Annotated in this window: 7 protein-coding genes, 1 tRNA gene and 1 rRNA gene; 1 reads left to right on the top strand and 8 read right to left on the bottom strand. The window is 71.8% G+C overall.

Annotation, left to right across the window (positions count from 1 at the left end):
- Positions 1–41 precede the first annotated feature (41 nt).
- The 6 genes from pgsA to AB0469_RS10845 all read right to left on the bottom strand — a co-directional run bounded on the left by pgsA (position 42) and on the right by AB0469_RS10845 (position 12,864).
- The gene (gene pgsA / locus AB0469_RS10870) at positions 42–698 is read right to left on the bottom strand and encodes a CDP-diacylglycerol--glycerol-3-phosphate 3-phosphatidyltransferase (RefSeq protein WP_042820365.1); all 657 of its coding nucleotides are present in this window, start codon (positions 696–698) and stop codon (positions 42–44) included.
- Entirely contained in the window at positions 695–2,209 is a 1,515-nt protein-coding gene (gene rimO / locus AB0469_RS10865; RefSeq protein WP_366451014.1) for a 30S ribosomal protein S12 methylthiotransferase RimO, read from the bottom strand. The genes pgsA and rimO overlap by 4 nt, the downstream gene beginning before the upstream one ends.
- Positions 2,210–2,354: 145 nt before the next feature.
- A complete protein-coding gene (locus AB0469_RS10860) occupies positions 2,355–3,254 on the bottom strand; it encodes a RodZ domain-containing protein (protein ID WP_366451013.1) in 900 nt (299 codons plus the stop codon).
- Between the two features lie 208 nt (positions 3,255–3,462).
- Positions 3,463–6,237 carry a DNA translocase FtsK gene (locus tag AB0469_RS10855; protein ID WP_366451012.1) on the bottom strand — a complete coding sequence of 925 codons (2,775 nt, stop codon included), beginning with the start codon at positions 6,235–6,237 and terminating at the stop codon, positions 3,463–3,465.
- Between the two features lie 200 nt (positions 6,238–6,437).
- Positions 6,438–7,118, bottom strand: coding sequence for a response regulator (locus AB0469_RS10850; RefSeq protein WP_366451011.1), 681 nt, complete (start codon positions 7,116–7,118; stop codon positions 6,438–6,440).
- A 238-nt stretch (positions 7,119–7,356) separates the two neighbouring features.
- Positions 7,357–12,864 carry a HAMP domain-containing protein gene (locus tag AB0469_RS10845; protein WP_366451010.1) on the bottom strand — a complete coding sequence of 1,836 codons (5,508 nt, stop codon included), beginning with the start codon at positions 12,862–12,864 and terminating at the stop codon, positions 7,357–7,359.
- A 228-nt stretch (positions 12,865–13,092) separates the two neighbouring features.
- Here AB0469_RS10845 and AB0469_RS10840 point away from each other — a divergent pair, with 228 nt between their 5' ends.
- The gene (locus AB0469_RS10840) at positions 13,093–15,615 is read left to right on the top strand and encodes a SpoIIE family protein phosphatase (protein ID WP_366451009.1); all 2,523 of its coding nucleotides are present in this window, start codon (positions 13,093–13,095) and stop codon (positions 15,613–15,615) included.
- Positions 15,616–15,731: 116 nt separating this feature from the next.
- Here AB0469_RS10840 and AB0469_RS10835 read toward each other — a convergent pair.
- Both AB0469_RS10835 and rrf read right to left on the bottom strand, forming a co-directional pair.
- Positions 15,732–15,807 (bottom strand) — tRNA-Thr (locus AB0469_RS10835).
- Between the two features lie 5 nt (positions 15,808–15,812).
- Positions 15,813–15,929 (bottom strand): 5S ribosomal RNA (gene rrf, locus AB0469_RS10830).
- Positions 15,930–16,068 lie beyond the last annotated feature (139 nt).

The raw sequence follows: 16,068 nt of genomic DNA, 5'->3' as shown, positions 1-16,068 counted from the left end.
CCCCGCTCCCGCGGATTCCGGCGCCTCCCCCGCCCCGTCCGTCACTTCGCGGCCCGCTCCGCGGCCAGTCCCGCCCGGCGCAGCACCAGGGCCTGCCGGACGTAGTCCAGACCGGTGACCACGGTCAGCACGACGGCCACCGCCATCACCCAGAAGCGCAGGGTCGCCAGCGGGCCGGTCAGCGCGAGCACGTACATGCCCACCGCCGTCCCCTGGGCCAGCGTCTTGAGCTTGCCCCCGCGGCTGGCGGGGATCACCCCGTAGCGGATCACCCAGAACCGCATGAGCGTGATGCCGAGCTCCCGCCCGAGGATGACGCCGGTCACCCACCAGGGCAGGTCCCCGAGCCAGGAGAGACACACGAGCGCCGACCCCATGATCGCCTTGTCGGCGATGGGGTCGGCGATCTTCCCGAAGTCCGTGACCAGGTTGTACGTCCTGGCCAGGTGCCCGTCGAAGATGTCCGTGATCATGGCGACGGCGAAGGCCGCCCAGGCCAGCGCCCGCCAGACGGGGTCGTAGCCCCCGTCGGCGAGCAGCAGCAGGACGAATCCCGGCACGAGGACGAGCCGGACCATCGTCAGGATGTTGGCGATGTTCCAGAGGCTGGCCTGGTTGACGGCCGCAGTCCCGAGCTTCGCGCCGGGCGCGGGCCGGCGGCCGGTCCCGCCCGCCGCCGATGCCGGGACTCCGCTCATCCGGCCGCCTCCTGCGTGTCCGAGAACTCCGTGCCCAGGGGCTCGGCCACCAGGTCCACGCCCAGCGTGCCGACCACCTTGGCCGTGACGATGCGCCCCGGCACCAGGCCGGTGCCGTCGGTGAAGACGACCTGGCCGTCGGTCTCGGGGGCCTGGTGGGCGGCGCGCCCGTAGGCGCCCTCGCCCTCCTCCGCCTCGTCGAACGGGACGACCGTCTCGACGAGTACCTCAAGGGTCTCGCCGATCCGCTCCTCCGCACGCTGGGAGGTGAGCTCCTCGGCGAGCCGCTGCATGTGCGCGAGGCGCTCGGCGACGGTCTCCTCGTCCAGCTTGTTCTCGTAGGTGGCGGCCTCGGTGCCGTCCTCGTCGGAGTAGCCGAAGACGCCGATGGCGTCGAGGCGGGCGTGGGTGAGGAACCGCTCCAGCTCGGCGAAGTCCTCCTCGGTCTCGCCGGGGAAGCCGACGATGAAGTTGGAGCGGACGCCGGCCTGCGGGGCCTTGGAGCGGATGGTGTCCAGCAGCTCCAGGAAGCGGTCGGTGTCGCCGAAGCGGCGCATGGCGCGCAGCACGTCGGGGGCCGAGTGCTGGAAGGACAGGTCGAAGTACGGCGCGACCTTGGGGGTCGAGGTGAGCACGTCGATCAGGCCGGGCCGCATCTCGGCGGGCTGGAGGTAGCTGACGCGGACGCGCTCGATGCCGTCGACGGCGGCCAGCTCGGGCAGCAGGGTCTCCAGCAGGCGGATGTCGCCGAGGTCCTTGCCGTACGAGGTGTTGTTCTCGGAGACCAGCATGATCTCCTTGACGCCCTGCTCGGCGAGCCAGCGGGTCTCGCCCAGCACGTCGGAGGGGCGGCGGGAGATGAAGGAGCCGCGGAAGGACGGGATCGCGCAGAAGGAGCAGCGGCGGTCGCAGCCGGAGGCCAGCTTCACCGAGGCGACCGGGCTCTTGTCCAGGCGGCGGCGCAGCGGCGCGCGCGGGCCGGAGGCGGGGGCGACGCCCTCGGGGAGGTCGGCGGGGGCCTCTGCGGGCGCCTCGGCGCCGTCCTGGGCGTGTCCGGGCAGGGCCACGGAGGCCTTCTGGCGCTCGGCCGGGCTGATCGGCAGCAGCTGGCGCCGGTCGCGCGGGGCGTGGGCCTCGACGTTGCCGCCGCTGAGGATGGTCTGGAGACGGCTGGAGATGTCGGCGTAGTCGTCGAAGCCGAGGACCCCGTCGGCCTCGGGGAGGGCCTCGGCGAGCTCCTTGCCGTAGCGCTCGGCCATGCAGCCGACGGCGACGACGGCCTGGGTGCGGCCGTGGTCCTTGAGGTCGTTGGCTTCCAGCAGGGCGTCTACGGAGTCCTTCTTGGCGGCTTCGACGAAGCCACAGGTGTTGACGACGGCGACGTCCGCGTCGGCGGCGTCCTCGACGAGCTCCCAGCCATCCGCCGCCAAGCGGCCTGCGAGCTCCTCCGAGTCCACCTCGTTACGGGCGCAGCCAAGAGTGACAAGGGCGACGGTACGGCGTTCGGGCATGGACTCAAGACTACTTCGTCCCGGCGCCGGCCCCCGCCCCACGTCCCCCCACAGCAAGATCCCCGGGGGCCGGCGGCAGGTGCCGCACGGGTCCCGGGGATCTGGAATTTTTTATTCCGCGCCATTCGCCGCCGATCGGGGCCGGTCAGCCCGCCTGGGCCTGGCCCTGGCGGGGGTCGTCCTTGGTGTAGGTGAGACGTTCCACCTGGCCCGACTCGAACCGGTCCTTGATCTCCTTGCCGTTCACGAACAGCTTGACGGCCCCGGCGTCACCCAGGACGAGGTCCACCGACTCCTTGTCGGTGAACGTCTTCGACTCGCCGTGCGCGAGGGTGCCGTCGAAGAGCAGCCGGCCGCTGTGGTCCTTCGCCGAGATCCAGCTCTCGCCGACGTCGGCCGTCAGGACCACCGTGACGAGGTCCTTGGGCGCGGCCGCGATGGCGCTGTCCGAGGGCTCCGGCTTGGAGGCCGGCGGAGCCTGCGGGGTCTTCGCCGGGGGCTGCTGGCCCGCCGACTGCTTGGGCGCGGGCTGCGGGGAGGCGGAACCTTCCGCCACCGGCCGCTTGGCCTTCTCGTCGCCGCCGCTGAAGGCGGTGAAGCCGACGAAGCCGATCACGGCGACGATGGCGGCGACCATGGCCGCGGTCCAGTTGGGCCGCTGCCGTTCGGGGCGGATGCGCTCGGCGTCGAACATCGGCGCGGCGGGGGTGGGGGCCGGCCGGCCGCCGTGTGCCGCGTCGTACATCTCGACCAGGGGTACCGGGTCGAGGTGAACGGCGCGGGCGAGCGTACGGATGTGGCCGCGGGCATAGACGTCGCCGCCGCAGCGCGTGAAGTCGTCCTCCTCGATCGCGTGCACGATCGGGATGCGCACGCGCGTGGTGGACGAGACCTCGTCGACGGTGAGCCCGGCGGCGATCCGGGCCTTCTTGAGGGCCGTCCCGATGGACGGTCCTTCGACGGAGCGTTCGACGAGCCGGTCCTCGGACCGGTCGTCGGTCGAAGGCCGCTCTTCTTCGGGGGAGTTGGAGTTGCCGATGGACACAAGGGCGCCTTTCGAGCGTGTAGCCACCTGCTGGATGTCCAGTCTAGGGGGGTGACGAAAGGGTCGGGCAACCGGAGGGTCCGCTTCCTACGCCATCCGTATGGCGAGGGCGCCACCCGCCGCCGCCTCCCTCAACTTGACGCGCGCCCAGGGGAAACGGTTGCCCGCCGAACCCCCTGCGGTCGGGTGAGGCGGGCGGATGCCCGTTCTAGGGAGCCTCGCCCCGGATGACGGCGAGCACGGCGTCCAGTTCGTCCGGTTTGATGAGGACGTCGCGGGCCTTGGAGCCCTCGCTGGGGCCCACGACCCCCCGGGACTCCATCAGGTCCATCAGCCGCCCCGCCTTGGCGAAGCCCACGCGCAGCTTGCGCTGGAGCATCGAGGTGGAGCCGAACTGGGTGGAGACCACCAGCTCGGCCGCCTGGCACAGCAGGTCCAGGTCGTCGCCGATCTCCTCGTCGATCTCCTTCTTCTGCTTCTGCCCGACCGTGACGTCGTCCCGGAAGACGGGGGCCATCTGGTCCTTGCAGTGCCGGACGATGCCCGCGATCTCGTCCTCGGTGACGAAGGCGCCCTGGAGACGGACCGGCTTGTTCGCACCCATCGGCAGGAACAGTCCGTCACCCTTGCCGATGAGCTTCTCGGCGCCGGGCTGGTCCAGGATGACCCGGCTGTCGGCGAGCGAGGAGGTCGCGAAGGCGAGCCGGGAGGGCACGTTCGCCTTGATCAGACCGGTCACCACGTCCACCGAGGGCCGCTGGGTGGCGAGCACCAGGTGGATGCCGGCCGCGCGGGCCAGCTGGGTGATCCGCACGATGGAGTCCTCGACGTCGCGCGGGGCCACCATCATCAGGTCCGCGAGCTCGTCGACGATCACCAGCAGGTACGGGTACGGGCTCAGCTCCCGCTCGCTGCCGGGCGGCAGCTTGATCTTGCCGTCGCGGATCGCCTGGTTGAAGTCGTCGATGTGCCGGTACCCGAAGGCGGCCAGGTCGTCGTAGCGCAGGTCCATCTCGCGCACCACCCACTGGAGGGCCTCGGCGGCCCGCTTGGGGTTGGTGATGATCGGCGTGATGAGGTGCGGGATGCCCTCGTAGGCGGTCAGCTCGACCCGCTTGGGGTCGACCAGCACCATCCGCACGTCCTCCGGGGTGGCCCGGACCATGATCGAGGTGATCAGGCAGTTGATGCAGGAGGACTTGCCGGAGCCGGTGGCGCCGGCGACCAGCACGTGCGGCATCTTCGCGAGGTTGGCCATGACGTAGCCGCCCTCGACGTCCTTGCCCAGCGCGACCAGCATCGGGTGGTCGTCCTCGGCGGCGTCCGCCAGCCGCAGGACGTCGCCGAGGTTGACCATCTCCCGGTCGGTGTTCGGGATCTCGATGCCGACCGCCGACTTGCCCGGGATCGGGCTGATGATGCGCACGTCCGGAGAGGCCACGGCGTAGGCGATGTTCTTCGCCAGCGCCGTGATCCGCTCGACCTTCACGGCGGCGCCGAGCGTGACCTCGTAGCGGGTGACCGTCGGGCCCCGGGTGAACCCGGTGACCTGCGCGTCCACCTTGAACTCGGTGAACACGTTCGTCAGCGCCGCGACCACCGAGTCGTTGGCGGCGCTGCGGGTCTTGCCGGGGCCGCCCTTCTCCAGCAGGTCCAGCGAGGGCAGCGAGTACGTGATGTCCCCGCGCAGCTGGAGCTGCTCGGCCCGGGGCGGCAGGGGCTGGTTCTCGGGCGGGGCCTTGGTCAGGTCCGGCACCGACAGCGTGCCCGAGGCGGCCGCGGTGGGCTCGTGCGGCACGTCTGCGGGCTCCGGCTCCGCCGGGGCCGGGGGAACCGCCGGGGCGGCGGGCCGCTCCTCGCGGGCGGGCGGCACGGGGGCGGTGACCTCCACGCCGTCCCGCCGGGGGGTGATCCCCTGCGTCAGGTCGGCGACCACCGGGGACGGCGGCAGCCCTCCGAAGACCACCCCGTCCAGCGCGGCGGCGGCCGCAGCGGCCACGTCGACCGCGTCCATCTCCCGCTCCCCCGGCCGCGCGGCGGCCCGGCGGGGGCGGCGCCGCCTGGCCAGGGCCGCCTCCTCGGCGGCGTCCGCGGGGTCGCCCGGCCCGGCCGCGCCCTCCGTGCGGGCCCGCCACTGCTCGGCGTCGTGCCGGTCGGCGCCCGCGGCCTGCCCGTACCCCTCGTCGTACTCGTTCGGGGCGATGATCCCGAGCCGGATCCCCAGCCGGCGCAGCCGCTGCGGGATCGCGTTGACCGGGGTCGCGGTGACGACCAGCAGGCCGAACACGGTGAGCAGCACCAGCATGGGCACGGCCAGCGGCGCGCCCATGGTGAAGATCAGCGGCTTGGAGGCGGCCCAGCCGATGAGCCCGCCCGCGTTCTGCATGGCGGTGGTGCCTTCGTCGCGGCCGGGGGCCCCGCAGGCGATGTGCACCAGCCCGAGGACCCCGATGACCAGGGCGGACAGGCCGATGCCGATGCGCCCGTTGGCGTCGCTCTGCTCGGGGTGGCGGATGAAGCGCACCGCCATGACGCCGAGCAGGATCGGCACGAGCAGGTCCAGGCGCCCGAAGGCCCCGGTGACCAGCATGGTGACCAGGTCCCCCACGGGCCCGCTCAGGTTGGACCAGGTCCCGGCGGCGACGATCAGGGCCAGGGCGAGCAGGAGCAGCGCGACGCCGTCCTTGCGGTGGGCGGGGTCGAGGTTCTTCGCCCCCCGGCCGATGCCCCGGAAGGCCTTGCCGACGAGGTGCGCCAGCCCCAGCCAGCAGCCGCGCACGACCCACAGCACGCCGCCGGTCGGGGACGGCGCCGCCTTGGCGGCCGTCTTCTTCGCCGGGGCGCGCTTGGCCGCCACGGCCTTCTTCGCGGGGGGCTTGCGCGCGGGGGCCGTCTTCTTCGCCGGCGCCGCCGTACGGCCGGGGCGGCCCTTCGCGGTGCCCGCGGTGCTCTGGGAACCCTTGCCGGACGTACGTGAGGCCATGGGGCCGAGGTTACCGGTGCGCGCGCCGGTGGACACGCGTGCCCACCCCTTCACCCGTTCGTGTCGCCCCGTCCGTACGCTCTTTGACGCACCGGCAGACCTGACGGTCCCCCATCAGGCCCCGGACCGCCCCGCTCCGCCGCCCGCCCGGGGCGGCCGGCGACGGCGCCCGCGCCGGGACGGGGTCCCGGCGCGGTCCCTCAGCCCTGGGCGGGCAGGACCGGCGCGGTCCCGCCGGCTCCCGGCTCCAGCGCGTCCAGCGCCCGCCGCAGGCCCGTCAGCTTGCGCTCCAGGTGCGCGGCCGTCGCCACCACCGCGGCGTCGGCGGAGTCCTCGCCGAGCTGCTTGGTCAGCGCCTCGGCCTGCTCCTCGACCGCCGCGAGCCGCGCGGAGAGCTCGGCCAGCAGTCCGGCCGCCTCCCTGCTGCCGTCGCCGTTGGAACCGCCGCCCTCCAGCTGGAGGCGCAGCAGGGCCGCCTGCTCCCGCAGTTGGCAGTTCTTGGTGTAGAGCTCGACGAAGACCGAGACCTTGGCGCGCAGCACCCACGGGTCGAACGGCTTCGAGATGTAGTCCACCGCGCCCGCCGCGTACCCGCGGAAGGTGTGGTGGGGACCGTGGTTGATCGCGGTGAGGAAGATGATCGGGATGTCCCGGGTCCGTTCGCGCCGCTTGATGTGCGCGGCGGTTTCGAACCCGTCCATTCCCGGCATCTGCACATCCAGCAGGATGACCGCGAAATCGTCCGTCAGCAGCGCCTTGAGCGCTTCCTCCCCCGACGACGCCCGGACCAGTGTCTGATCGAGCGCGGAGAGGATGGCCTCCAGCGCCAGCAGATTCTCCGGCCTGTCGTCGACCAGGAGGATCTTGGCCTTCTGCACCATGCCCTGTCCTCCTCGCCCCGGCATGGGGCCTCCCCGGCTCCGGGCGCCGGCCTGTGTGCCGGGGCCCGCCCCAGAGGACGGCGTCTTCGCGCCGTCCGTCCTTGTGCCGGTCATCGTAGCCCCAGTCCCGAGATCGCCACACCCTGTCACCAAGATGTCACTGTGCACGAACCGGAAACGCGGCGGGAGAGCGGAAGGTTCCCCCGCGCCCGCCCGCCCGCCGCGCCCCGGCCGCCGGTCAGTCCCCGCGCATGTGCTGTTCCATGACCGACAGCAGGTAGTCGGGTTCGACCGGCTTGGTGACGTAGTCGGAGGCCCCGGAGTCGATGGCCTTCTCCCGGTCCCCCTTCATCGCCTTCGCCGTCAGCGCGATGATCGGCAGCCCCTCGAACTGCGGCATCCGCCGGATCGCCGAGGTCGTCGCGTACCCGTCCATCTCCGGCATCATGATGTCCATCAGCACGACCGCCACGTCGTCGTGCTGCTCCAGCACCTCGATGCCCTCCCTGCCGTTCTCGGCGTAGAGCACCGCCAGCCCGTGCTGCTCCAGCACGCTGGTCAGGGCGAAGACGTTGCGCACGTCGTCGTCCACGATGAGCACCCGCTCGCCGTGGAAGCCGTACGTGCGCGGCGCCACCGGCAGCGGCTCCTGCTCCTCCCACGCCACCGCGTCCGGCTGCCCCGGCACCCCGGTGCGCGGCAGAGGACCGGCCGCGGGCTTGCGCCGGCGCCGGAACAGCGACGGGGAGCCCTGTCCGGCGGGCTCCGCCACCGGCAGGGCCTGCCGCACCGGGACCGCGTTCCCCGGGACCGCGGGCAGCGCCGCCACCGGGACGGGCTGCGGCGCGGGCAGCGCCTCCTCGGCCGCCCTGCGGTACTCCCCGCGCGCCCCGCCGGGCGTGGGCGGCGCGTACCCCTGCGGGGGCAGCTCGCTCGGGTGCAGCGGCAGGTACAGGGTGAACGTCGACCCGCGCCCGGGCTCGCTCGCCGCGTGGATCTCCCCGCCCAGCAGCCGGGCGATCTCCCGGCTGATGGAGAGGCCCAGGCCCGTGCCGCCGTACTTGCGGCTCGTCGTGCCGTCCGCCTGCTTGAACGCCTCGAAGATCACCAGCATCTTGCTCGCCGCGATCCCGATGCCGGTGTCGGTCACCGAGAAGGCGATCAGGTCGGCGTCCGCGTCGCGCAGCGACCCGGCCTCCAGCAGCTGCTCGCGGATCGCCGTCGGCACGTCGGCGCCGGCGGGCCGGATCACCAGCTCCACCGCCCCGTTGTCGGTGAACTTCACCGCGTTCGACAGCAGGTTGCGCAGTACCTGGAGCAGGCGCTGCTCGTCGGTGTGCAGGGTCGCGGGCAGCTCCGGCGAGACCCGCACCGAGAAGTCGAGGCCCTTCTCCGCGGTCAGCGGCCGGAAGGTGGCCTCCACGTAGTCCACGAGCTGGACCAGCGCGATCCGCGTCGGGGAGACGTCCATCTTCCCGGCCTCGACCTTCGACAGGTCGAGGATGTCGTTGATCAGCTGGAGCAGGTCCGAGCCCGCCCCGTGGATGGTCTCCGCGAACTCCACCTGCTTCGGCGAGAGGTTCTCGTCCGCGTTGTCCGCCAGCAGCTTCGCCAGGATCAGCAGCGAGTTGAGCGGGGTGCGCAGCTCGTGCGACATGTTCGCGAGGAACTCGCTCTTGTAGCGCATCGAGACCGCGAGCTGCTCGGCGCGCTCCTCCAGGACCTGCCGGGCCTCCTCGATCTCGGTGTTCTTCACCTCGATGTCCCGGTTCTGCTGGGCCAGCAGCTCCGCCTTCTCCTCCAGCTCCGCGTTCGCGGCCTGGAGCGCCTTCTGACGGTTCTCCAGCTCGTCGGAACGCTCGCGCAGCTGCTCGGTCATCTCCTGGGACTGCTTGAGCAGCATCTCCGTCTTCGAGTTGACGGAGATGGTGTTGACGCTCGTGCCGATCATCTCGGCGATCTGGCTGAGGAAGTCCTTCTGGATCTGCGTGAAGGGCTGGAAGCCGGCCAGCTCGATGACGCCGAGGACCTTCCCCTCGAACAGCACCGGCAGCACGATCACGTGCGCCGGCGGCGCCTCGCCCAGCCCCGAGGAGATCTTCAGGTAGCCCGGCGGGGTGTTCTCCACCAGGATCGTCCGCTTCTCCTCGGCGACCGTCCCGATCAGCCCCTCCCCCGGCCGGAAGGAGATCGGCATCTGGCCGCCCGCGTACCCGTAGCTCCCGCGCATCCGCAGCTCGTACGAGCCCTCCGCGCCGCCGTCCGTCCCGATCTCGGGGCTGCCGCCCGTCGGCACCGCGAGGAAGAACGCGCCGTGCTGCGCCGCGACCACCGGCGTCAGCTCGCTCATGATCAGCCCGGCCACGTCGTCCAGGTCCCGCCGGCCCTGCATCAGGGCCGAGATCCGGGCGAGGTTGCCCTTGAGCCAGTCCTGCTCCTTGTTGGCCAGGGTGGTGTCGCGCAGGTTCACGATCATCGTGTTGATGTTGTCCTGGAGGGCCTGGATCTCGCCCGCCGCGTCCACGTCGACCTTCAGGCTCAGGTCCCCGCGGGTCACCGCGGTGGCCACCGCCGCGATGGCGCGCACCTGGCGGGTCAGGTTGCCGGCCATCTCGTTCACGGACTCGGTGAGGTCCCGCCAGGTGCCGTCGACGTCGCGCACCCGCGCCTGCCCGCCGAGGATGCCCTCGGTACCCACCTCACGGGCCACCCGCGTCACCTGGTCGGCGAAGGAGGACAGCTGGTCGACCATCGTGTTGATGGTCGTCTTCAGCTCCAGGATCTCCCCGCGCGCATCGATGTCGATCTTCTTGGTCATGTCGCCCTTGGCGATGGCCGTCGTGACCATGGCGATCTGCCGCACCTGGCCGGTGAGGTTGGAGGCCATGAAGTTCACCGAGTCGGTGAGGTCCTTCCACGTGCCCGAGACCCCGGGGACGTGCGCCTGACCGCCGAGGCGGCCCTCCGTGCCCACCTCGCGGGCCACCCGCGTGACCTCGTCCGCGAAGGAGGACAGGGTCTTCACCATCGTGTTGACCGTGTCGGCGAGCTGCGCGACCTCGCCGCGCGCCTCGACGGTGACCTTCTTCGTCAGGTCGCCGTTGGCCACGGCCGCGGACACCTGGGCGATCCCGCGCACCTGCGCCGTCAGGTTCCCGGCCATCGTGTTGACGTTGTCCGACAGGTCCTTCCAGATGCCGGTCACCCCGCGCACCCGGGCCTGGCCGCCCAGGATGCCCTCGGTACCCACCTCACGGGCCACCCGGGTCACCTGCTCGGCGAACGAGGACAGCTGGTCCACCATCGTGTTCACCGTGGTGACCAGTTCGAGGATCTCGCCCTTGGCGTCGACGGTGATCTTCTTCGACAGGTCGCCCATGGCCACCGCCGTCGTCACCTCGGCGATGTTGCGGACCTGCGAGGTCAGGTTGTTCGCCATGAAGTTGACGGACTGGGTGAGGTCCTTCCAGGTGCCCGAGACCCCCTTCACCTCCGCCTGGCCGCCCAGGATGCCCTCGGTGCCCACCTCGCGGGCCACCCGGGTCACCTGCTCCGCGAAGTTCGAGAGCTGGTCGACCATCGTGTTGATGGTGTTCTTCAGCTCCAGGATCTCCCCGCGCGCGTCCACGTCGATCTTCTGCGACAGGTCGCCGCGCGCCACCGCCGTCGCGACCTGGGCGATGTTGCGGACCTGGGAGGTCAGGTTCCCGGCCATGCCGTTCACCGAGTCCGTCAGGTCGCGCCACACGCCGGCCACCCCGGGCACCTGCGCCTGGCCGCCGAGCCGGCCCTCCGTGCCCACGTCGCGGGCCACCCGGGTCACCTGCTCCGCGAAGGCGGAGAGCTGGTCGACCATCGTGTTGATGGTGTTCTTCAGCTCCAGGATCTCGCCCCGCGCGTCCACGTCGATCTTCTGCGACAGGTCGCCGCGCGCCACCGCCGTCGTCACCTGGGCGATCTGACGCACCTGGGAGGTCAGGTTCCCGGCCATGAAGTTGACGGAGTCGGTCAGCTCCTTCCAGGTCCCGGACACCCCCTCGACCCTCGCCTGGCCGCCGAGCCGGCCCTCCGTCCCCACGTCCCGCGCCATCCGCGTGACCTGGTCGGCGAACGAGGACAGCTGGTCCACCATCGTGTTGACGGTGTTCTTCAGCTGGAGCATCTCGCCGGAGACGTCCACGGTGACCTTCTGCGACAGGTCGCCGTTGGCCACCGCCGTCGTCACCTGCGCGATGTTGCGCACCTGGCCGGTGAGGTTGCGGAACGCGGTGTTCACCGAGTCGGTGAGGTCCTTCCAGGTCCCCGCCGCCCCGGGCACCTGGGCCTGGCCGCCCAGCTCGCCCTCGACGCCGACCTCACGGGCCACCCGCGTCACTTCCGCACCGAACGACTGGAGCTGGTCCACCATCGTGTTGACGGTGTTCTTCAGCTCCAGCATCTCGCCGGCCACGTCGACCGTGACCTTCTGCGACAGGTCGCCGTTCGCCACCGCCGTCGTCACCTGCGCGATGTCCCGCACCTGCGTGGTCAGGTTGCGGAAGACCGTGTTCACCGAGTCGGTGAGGTCCTTCCAGGTCCCCGCCGCACCCGGCACCTGCGCCTGACCGCCCAGCAGGCCCTTCGCACCGACCTCGCTGGCCACGCGCGTGACCTCGTCCGCGAAGGTCCGCAGGGTCTCCGTCATCTGGTTGATCGTTTCGGCCAGCTGCGCCACCTCGCCGCGCGCGCTGACCCGTACCTTCTGCGACAGGTCGCCGTTCGCCACGGCCGTCGTGACCTGCGCGATCCCGCGCACCTGGGCGGTGAGGTTGCCCGCCATCGTGTTGACGGAGTCGGTCAGGTCCTTCCAGACGCCCGCGACCCCGGGCACCTTGGCCTGGCCGCCCAGCTCGCCCTCGGTGCCCACCTCGCGGGCGACCCGCGTCACCTCAGAGGAGAAGGAGGAGAGCTGGTCCACCATCGTGTTGACGGTGTTCTTCAGCTGGAGCATCTCGCCGGCCACGTGCACCGTGACCTTGCGCGACAGATCGCCCTTGGCCACGGCCGTGGTGACGAGGGCGATGTCACGCACCTGAGCGGTGAGCCGGTAGGCCATCGTGTTGACGGAATCGGTCAGGTCCTTCCAGGAACCCGACATCCCGCGCACCTGGGCCTGACCGCCCAGCTTGCCCTCGGTACCGACCTCCAGCGCCACCCGCGTCACCTCGTCGGTGAACGCGGACAGCTGGTCGACCAGGTTGTTGACCGTCCGCCCGACCTTCAGGAACTCCCCGCGCAGCGGGTGCCCGGCCCCGTCCTGGGTCTGCGTCCGCAGGTCCATCCGCTGGTCCAGGTCGCCCTCGGCCACCGCCGACAGCACCCGGCCCACCTCGGACACCGGCCGGGCCAGGTCGTCCACCAGCTGGTTCGAGGCGTCGATCGCGGCCGCCCAGGAGCCCTCGCAGGCCCCCGTCTCCAGCCGCTCGCCCAGCTTGCCCTCGCGGCCCACCATCCTGCGGACCCGCGACAGCTCCCCGGTCAGGTGCAGATTGCGGTCGGCGACCTCGTTGTAGACGGCGGCGATCTCCGCCATCACACCGTCGCCGGACACCGTCAGCCGCTTGCGGAAGTTGCCGTCCCGCATCGACACCAGGGCCGTGAGCAGCCGGTTCAGTGCGGCGGTGTCGACCTCCGTCGTCCCGCTCCGCCGGGACCTACCGCCCTTGGGGCGTGTTCCCGTACGCCGCACCGCTGCGCCAGACTCCACCGTGTCCCTCCCGAAAGGGTCGACCTGTGTTCCACCGGATGTCCGGCTGTCCAAGAGCCGGCTCTCCAAGCCTGCCCAGTGTTTCACCCCGGCCGAACGCGGCCATAACACTTCGGCACCTTCGCACACCGTCCGCACCCTGCGGGTGGAATCCCGTACGACGGCCTCACGGCCACCGCGAAGGTAAGTAACCTGGCATCCGATGTCCCACCGCGTCGAAGGAGACTCGTGATCACGGCACGGGCGGCTGCCAGTTTCACCCCGCAAGGGCGGTCGGTCGCGGCCGCCCGCGCGTTCGTGCGCGACACCCTCCAGGGCTGGGGCTTCGCGGACATCGTCGACGACGCGGTGGTGCTGACCAGCGAGCTCGTCACCAACGCCGTCGTCCACGCCGGCACCGAGGCCGAGGTCCTGTGCCTGCGCGCCGAGGACGGCGTACGCGTCGAGATCGCCGACCGGTACCCCGAGCGCGAGCTCCCCCTGCGCCACCCCGACGAGCGGCCGTACGCCGACCCGGACCGCGAGAGCGGCCGCGGCCTGATGCTCTGCGCCGCCCTCGCCACCCGCTGGGGCGTCGAGTACACCGGCACGCGCAAGCACGTGTGGTTCCGCCTCGACCTCCCGGACCGGCCGGTCGGTACCCGCTCGGCAGGCCCCGTCGTCCCGGACCGGTTCCTGCCCCTGGCCGACAGCCGGGTCCGCGTCGCCGTCCTCCAGATCGACGCCGCCGACGCGATCTCCGCCTGGAACGAGGACGCCGAGCACGTCTTCGGCTACGCCGCCGAGAAGGTCGTCGGCCGCCCCCTCGCCGAACTCGCCGCCTGGCCCCAGACCCCCGGCACCGGCACCGGCATCGCCGAGGCCCTGCGCCTGTCCCGCTGGGAGGGCAGCTACGGCATCCGCGGCGCCGACGGCCGCGTCATCCCCGTCTACGCCTCCCACCTGCGCGTCCGCGACGCCCACGGGGAGCCGTCCATCGTCTGCCTCCTCGTCCACGACGACGAGCGCGCCCTGCTCCAGACCCCCGTACGGGCCCCCGCCTCCGACGGCCAGCTCTCCGAGCCGCGCCCCGCGGACCCCTTCGAGGTGTTCATCGGCTCCCCCGCCCCCGACGACCTCGACGGCCTGCTCCAGCGCACCGTCGAGCGGGCCCGCGACATGCTCGACGCCGACGCCGCGTTCCTGCTGCTCGCCACCGACGACGAGACCGAGCTGGAGGTCCGCGCCACCACGGGCCTGCCCTCCACCCGGCAGCGCTTCGCCCGCGTCCCCGTCGAGGCCGGCACCAGCCGCTACGGTTCCGCCCGCCTGCCCGCCGTCCACGACGACCTCTCCGCCGTCCCCGGGGCCGTACCGCTCCTGGAGTCCACGGGCATGCGCTCCGTCGTCACCGTCCCCCTGAAGGTGGAGGGCCGCCTCACCGGCTCCCTGGGCGTGGCCGCCGAGAACCCGGGCCGCTACACCAACGAGGAGGCCCTGCGCCTCCAGTTCGCCGCGGACCGCATCGCCCTCGCCGTCGAGTCCGCGCGCCTCGGCGAGCTGGAGCGGCTGCGCCGCGGCTCCCTGTCCTTCCTCGTCGAGGCCTCCGACCTGCTGGCCGGAACCCTCGACCGGGACCAGACCCTGGCGCTGATGGCCCAGATGACGGTCCCGACGCTGGCCACCTGGTGCGCCGTCTACACCATCGCCGACCAGGCGTCGGACCCCTATCTCGCCTACGTCCTGCACGAGGACGAGGAGCGGATCGACGGTCTGAAGGACCTGCTGTCGCGGGTGGAGCCGCCCGAGCCGGTCCGTGAGGCCGGTGCCCGCCCCTGGCCGGCCACGGCCGCGGCGGTCGGCGGCGAGACGGTCGTCCTGCCCCTCCTGGCGCGCAACCGGGTGATCGGCATGCTGACCCTGGGCAAGCCCAGCGAGGAGCACTTCCGCCAGGAGATCCTGGAGCTGGCCGACGACCTGTCGCGCCGGGCGGCCCTGGCCCTCGACAACGCCCGCCTCTACTCGGAGCGCACGGCGATCAGCCGCTCCCTCCAGCGCAGCCTCCTGCCGCCCGGCTCCCCCGCGATCCCCGGCATGGAGGTCGAGGTCATCTACCGCGCGGCCGGCGAGGGCAACGAGGTGGGCGGCGACTTCTACGACGTCTTCCCGATCCGCGACGGCGCGTACGGCTTCGCCATCGGCGACGTCTGCGGTACGGGTCCGGAGGCGGCGGCCGTCACCGGCCTGGCCCGCCACGCGCTGCGCCTGCTGGCCCGCGAGGGGCTGGGCGGCCCGGCGGTCCTGGAGCGGCTGAACGCGGCCATCCTCGACGAGGGCGCCCGCAGCCGCTTCCTGACGCTCCTGTACGGCGAACTGCATCCGCAGTCGGACGGCGGCGCCCTGATGAAGGTGGTCTGCGCGGGGCACCCGCTCCCGCTGCGCCTGCGCCCGGACGGGGAGGTCACCGCGGCGGCCGAACCGCAGCCGCTGCTCGGCGTGATCGACGACCTGGACCTGTACGAGCAGACGCTGTCGCTGGATCCGGGCGACGTCCTCCTCTGTGTCACGGACGGCGTCACGGAGCGCCGGGAGGGCGCCCGCATGCTCGGCGACGACGGCCTGGCCGACGTCCTCACCACCTGTACGGGCCTCACCGCCGGCGCGGTGGCCGCCCGCGTCCTGCGCGCGGTCGAACGCTTCGCGGCGGAACCCGCCTCGGACGACATGGCCATCCTGGCCTTCCGCGTCCCCCACCCCCGCGAGGGCTCCTGACGCCCCCCTGTCCGGTGTCCGGGCCGCCTCGGCGGCGGCCCGGAAGCGCCGGCTCGTGCACGACCGGCCCCGGAAACGCAAAAAGGCCCCCGCCTGATGGCGGGGGCCTTTTTGTCTGGAGCCCTTTAACGGAATCGAACCGTTGACCTTCTCCTTACCATGGAGACGCTCTACCGACTGAGCTAAAAGGGCGGGTTGTTCGGCGGCGTCCTACTCTCCCACAGGGTCCCCCCTGCAGTACCATCGGCGCTGAAAGGCTTAGCTTCCGGGTTCGGAATGTAACCGGGCGTTTCCCTAACGCTATGACCACCGAAACACTATGAAGTTGAACTCAAGCCGGAACTTGGCGAGTTCGTTACTTCAGAACTAACACAGTGGACGCGAGCAACTGAGGACAAGCCCTCGGCCTATTAGTACCAGTCAGCTCCACCCGTTACCGGGCTTCCACATCTG

Source organism: Streptomyces sp. NPDC093801 (assembly GCF_040701585.1).
GTDB lineage: Bacteria > Actinomycetota > Actinomycetes > Streptomycetales > Streptomycetaceae > Streptomyces.
Note: the sequence above shows the minus strand (reverse complement) of the source record. Positions and strands in the feature narration are given on the sequence as shown.

Bases quoted from the DNA above. Each gene is read 5' to 3' on its own strand.
- AB0469_RS10855 (WP_366451012.1), bottom strand. From the start codon at position 6,237: ATGGCCTCACGTACGTCCGGCAAGGGTTCCCAGAGCACCGCGGGCACC.
- pgsA (WP_042820365.1), bottom strand. From the start codon at position 698: ATGAGCGGAGTCCCGGCATCGGCGGCGGGCGGGACCGGCCGCCGGCCC.
- rimO (WP_366451014.1), bottom strand. From the start codon at position 2,209: ATGCCCGAACGCCGTACCGTCGCCCTTGTCACTCTTGGCTGCGCCCGT.
- AB0469_RS10850 (WP_366451011.1), bottom strand. From the start codon at position 7,118: ATGGTGCAGAAGGCCAAGATCCTCCTGGTCGACGACAGGCCGGAGAAT.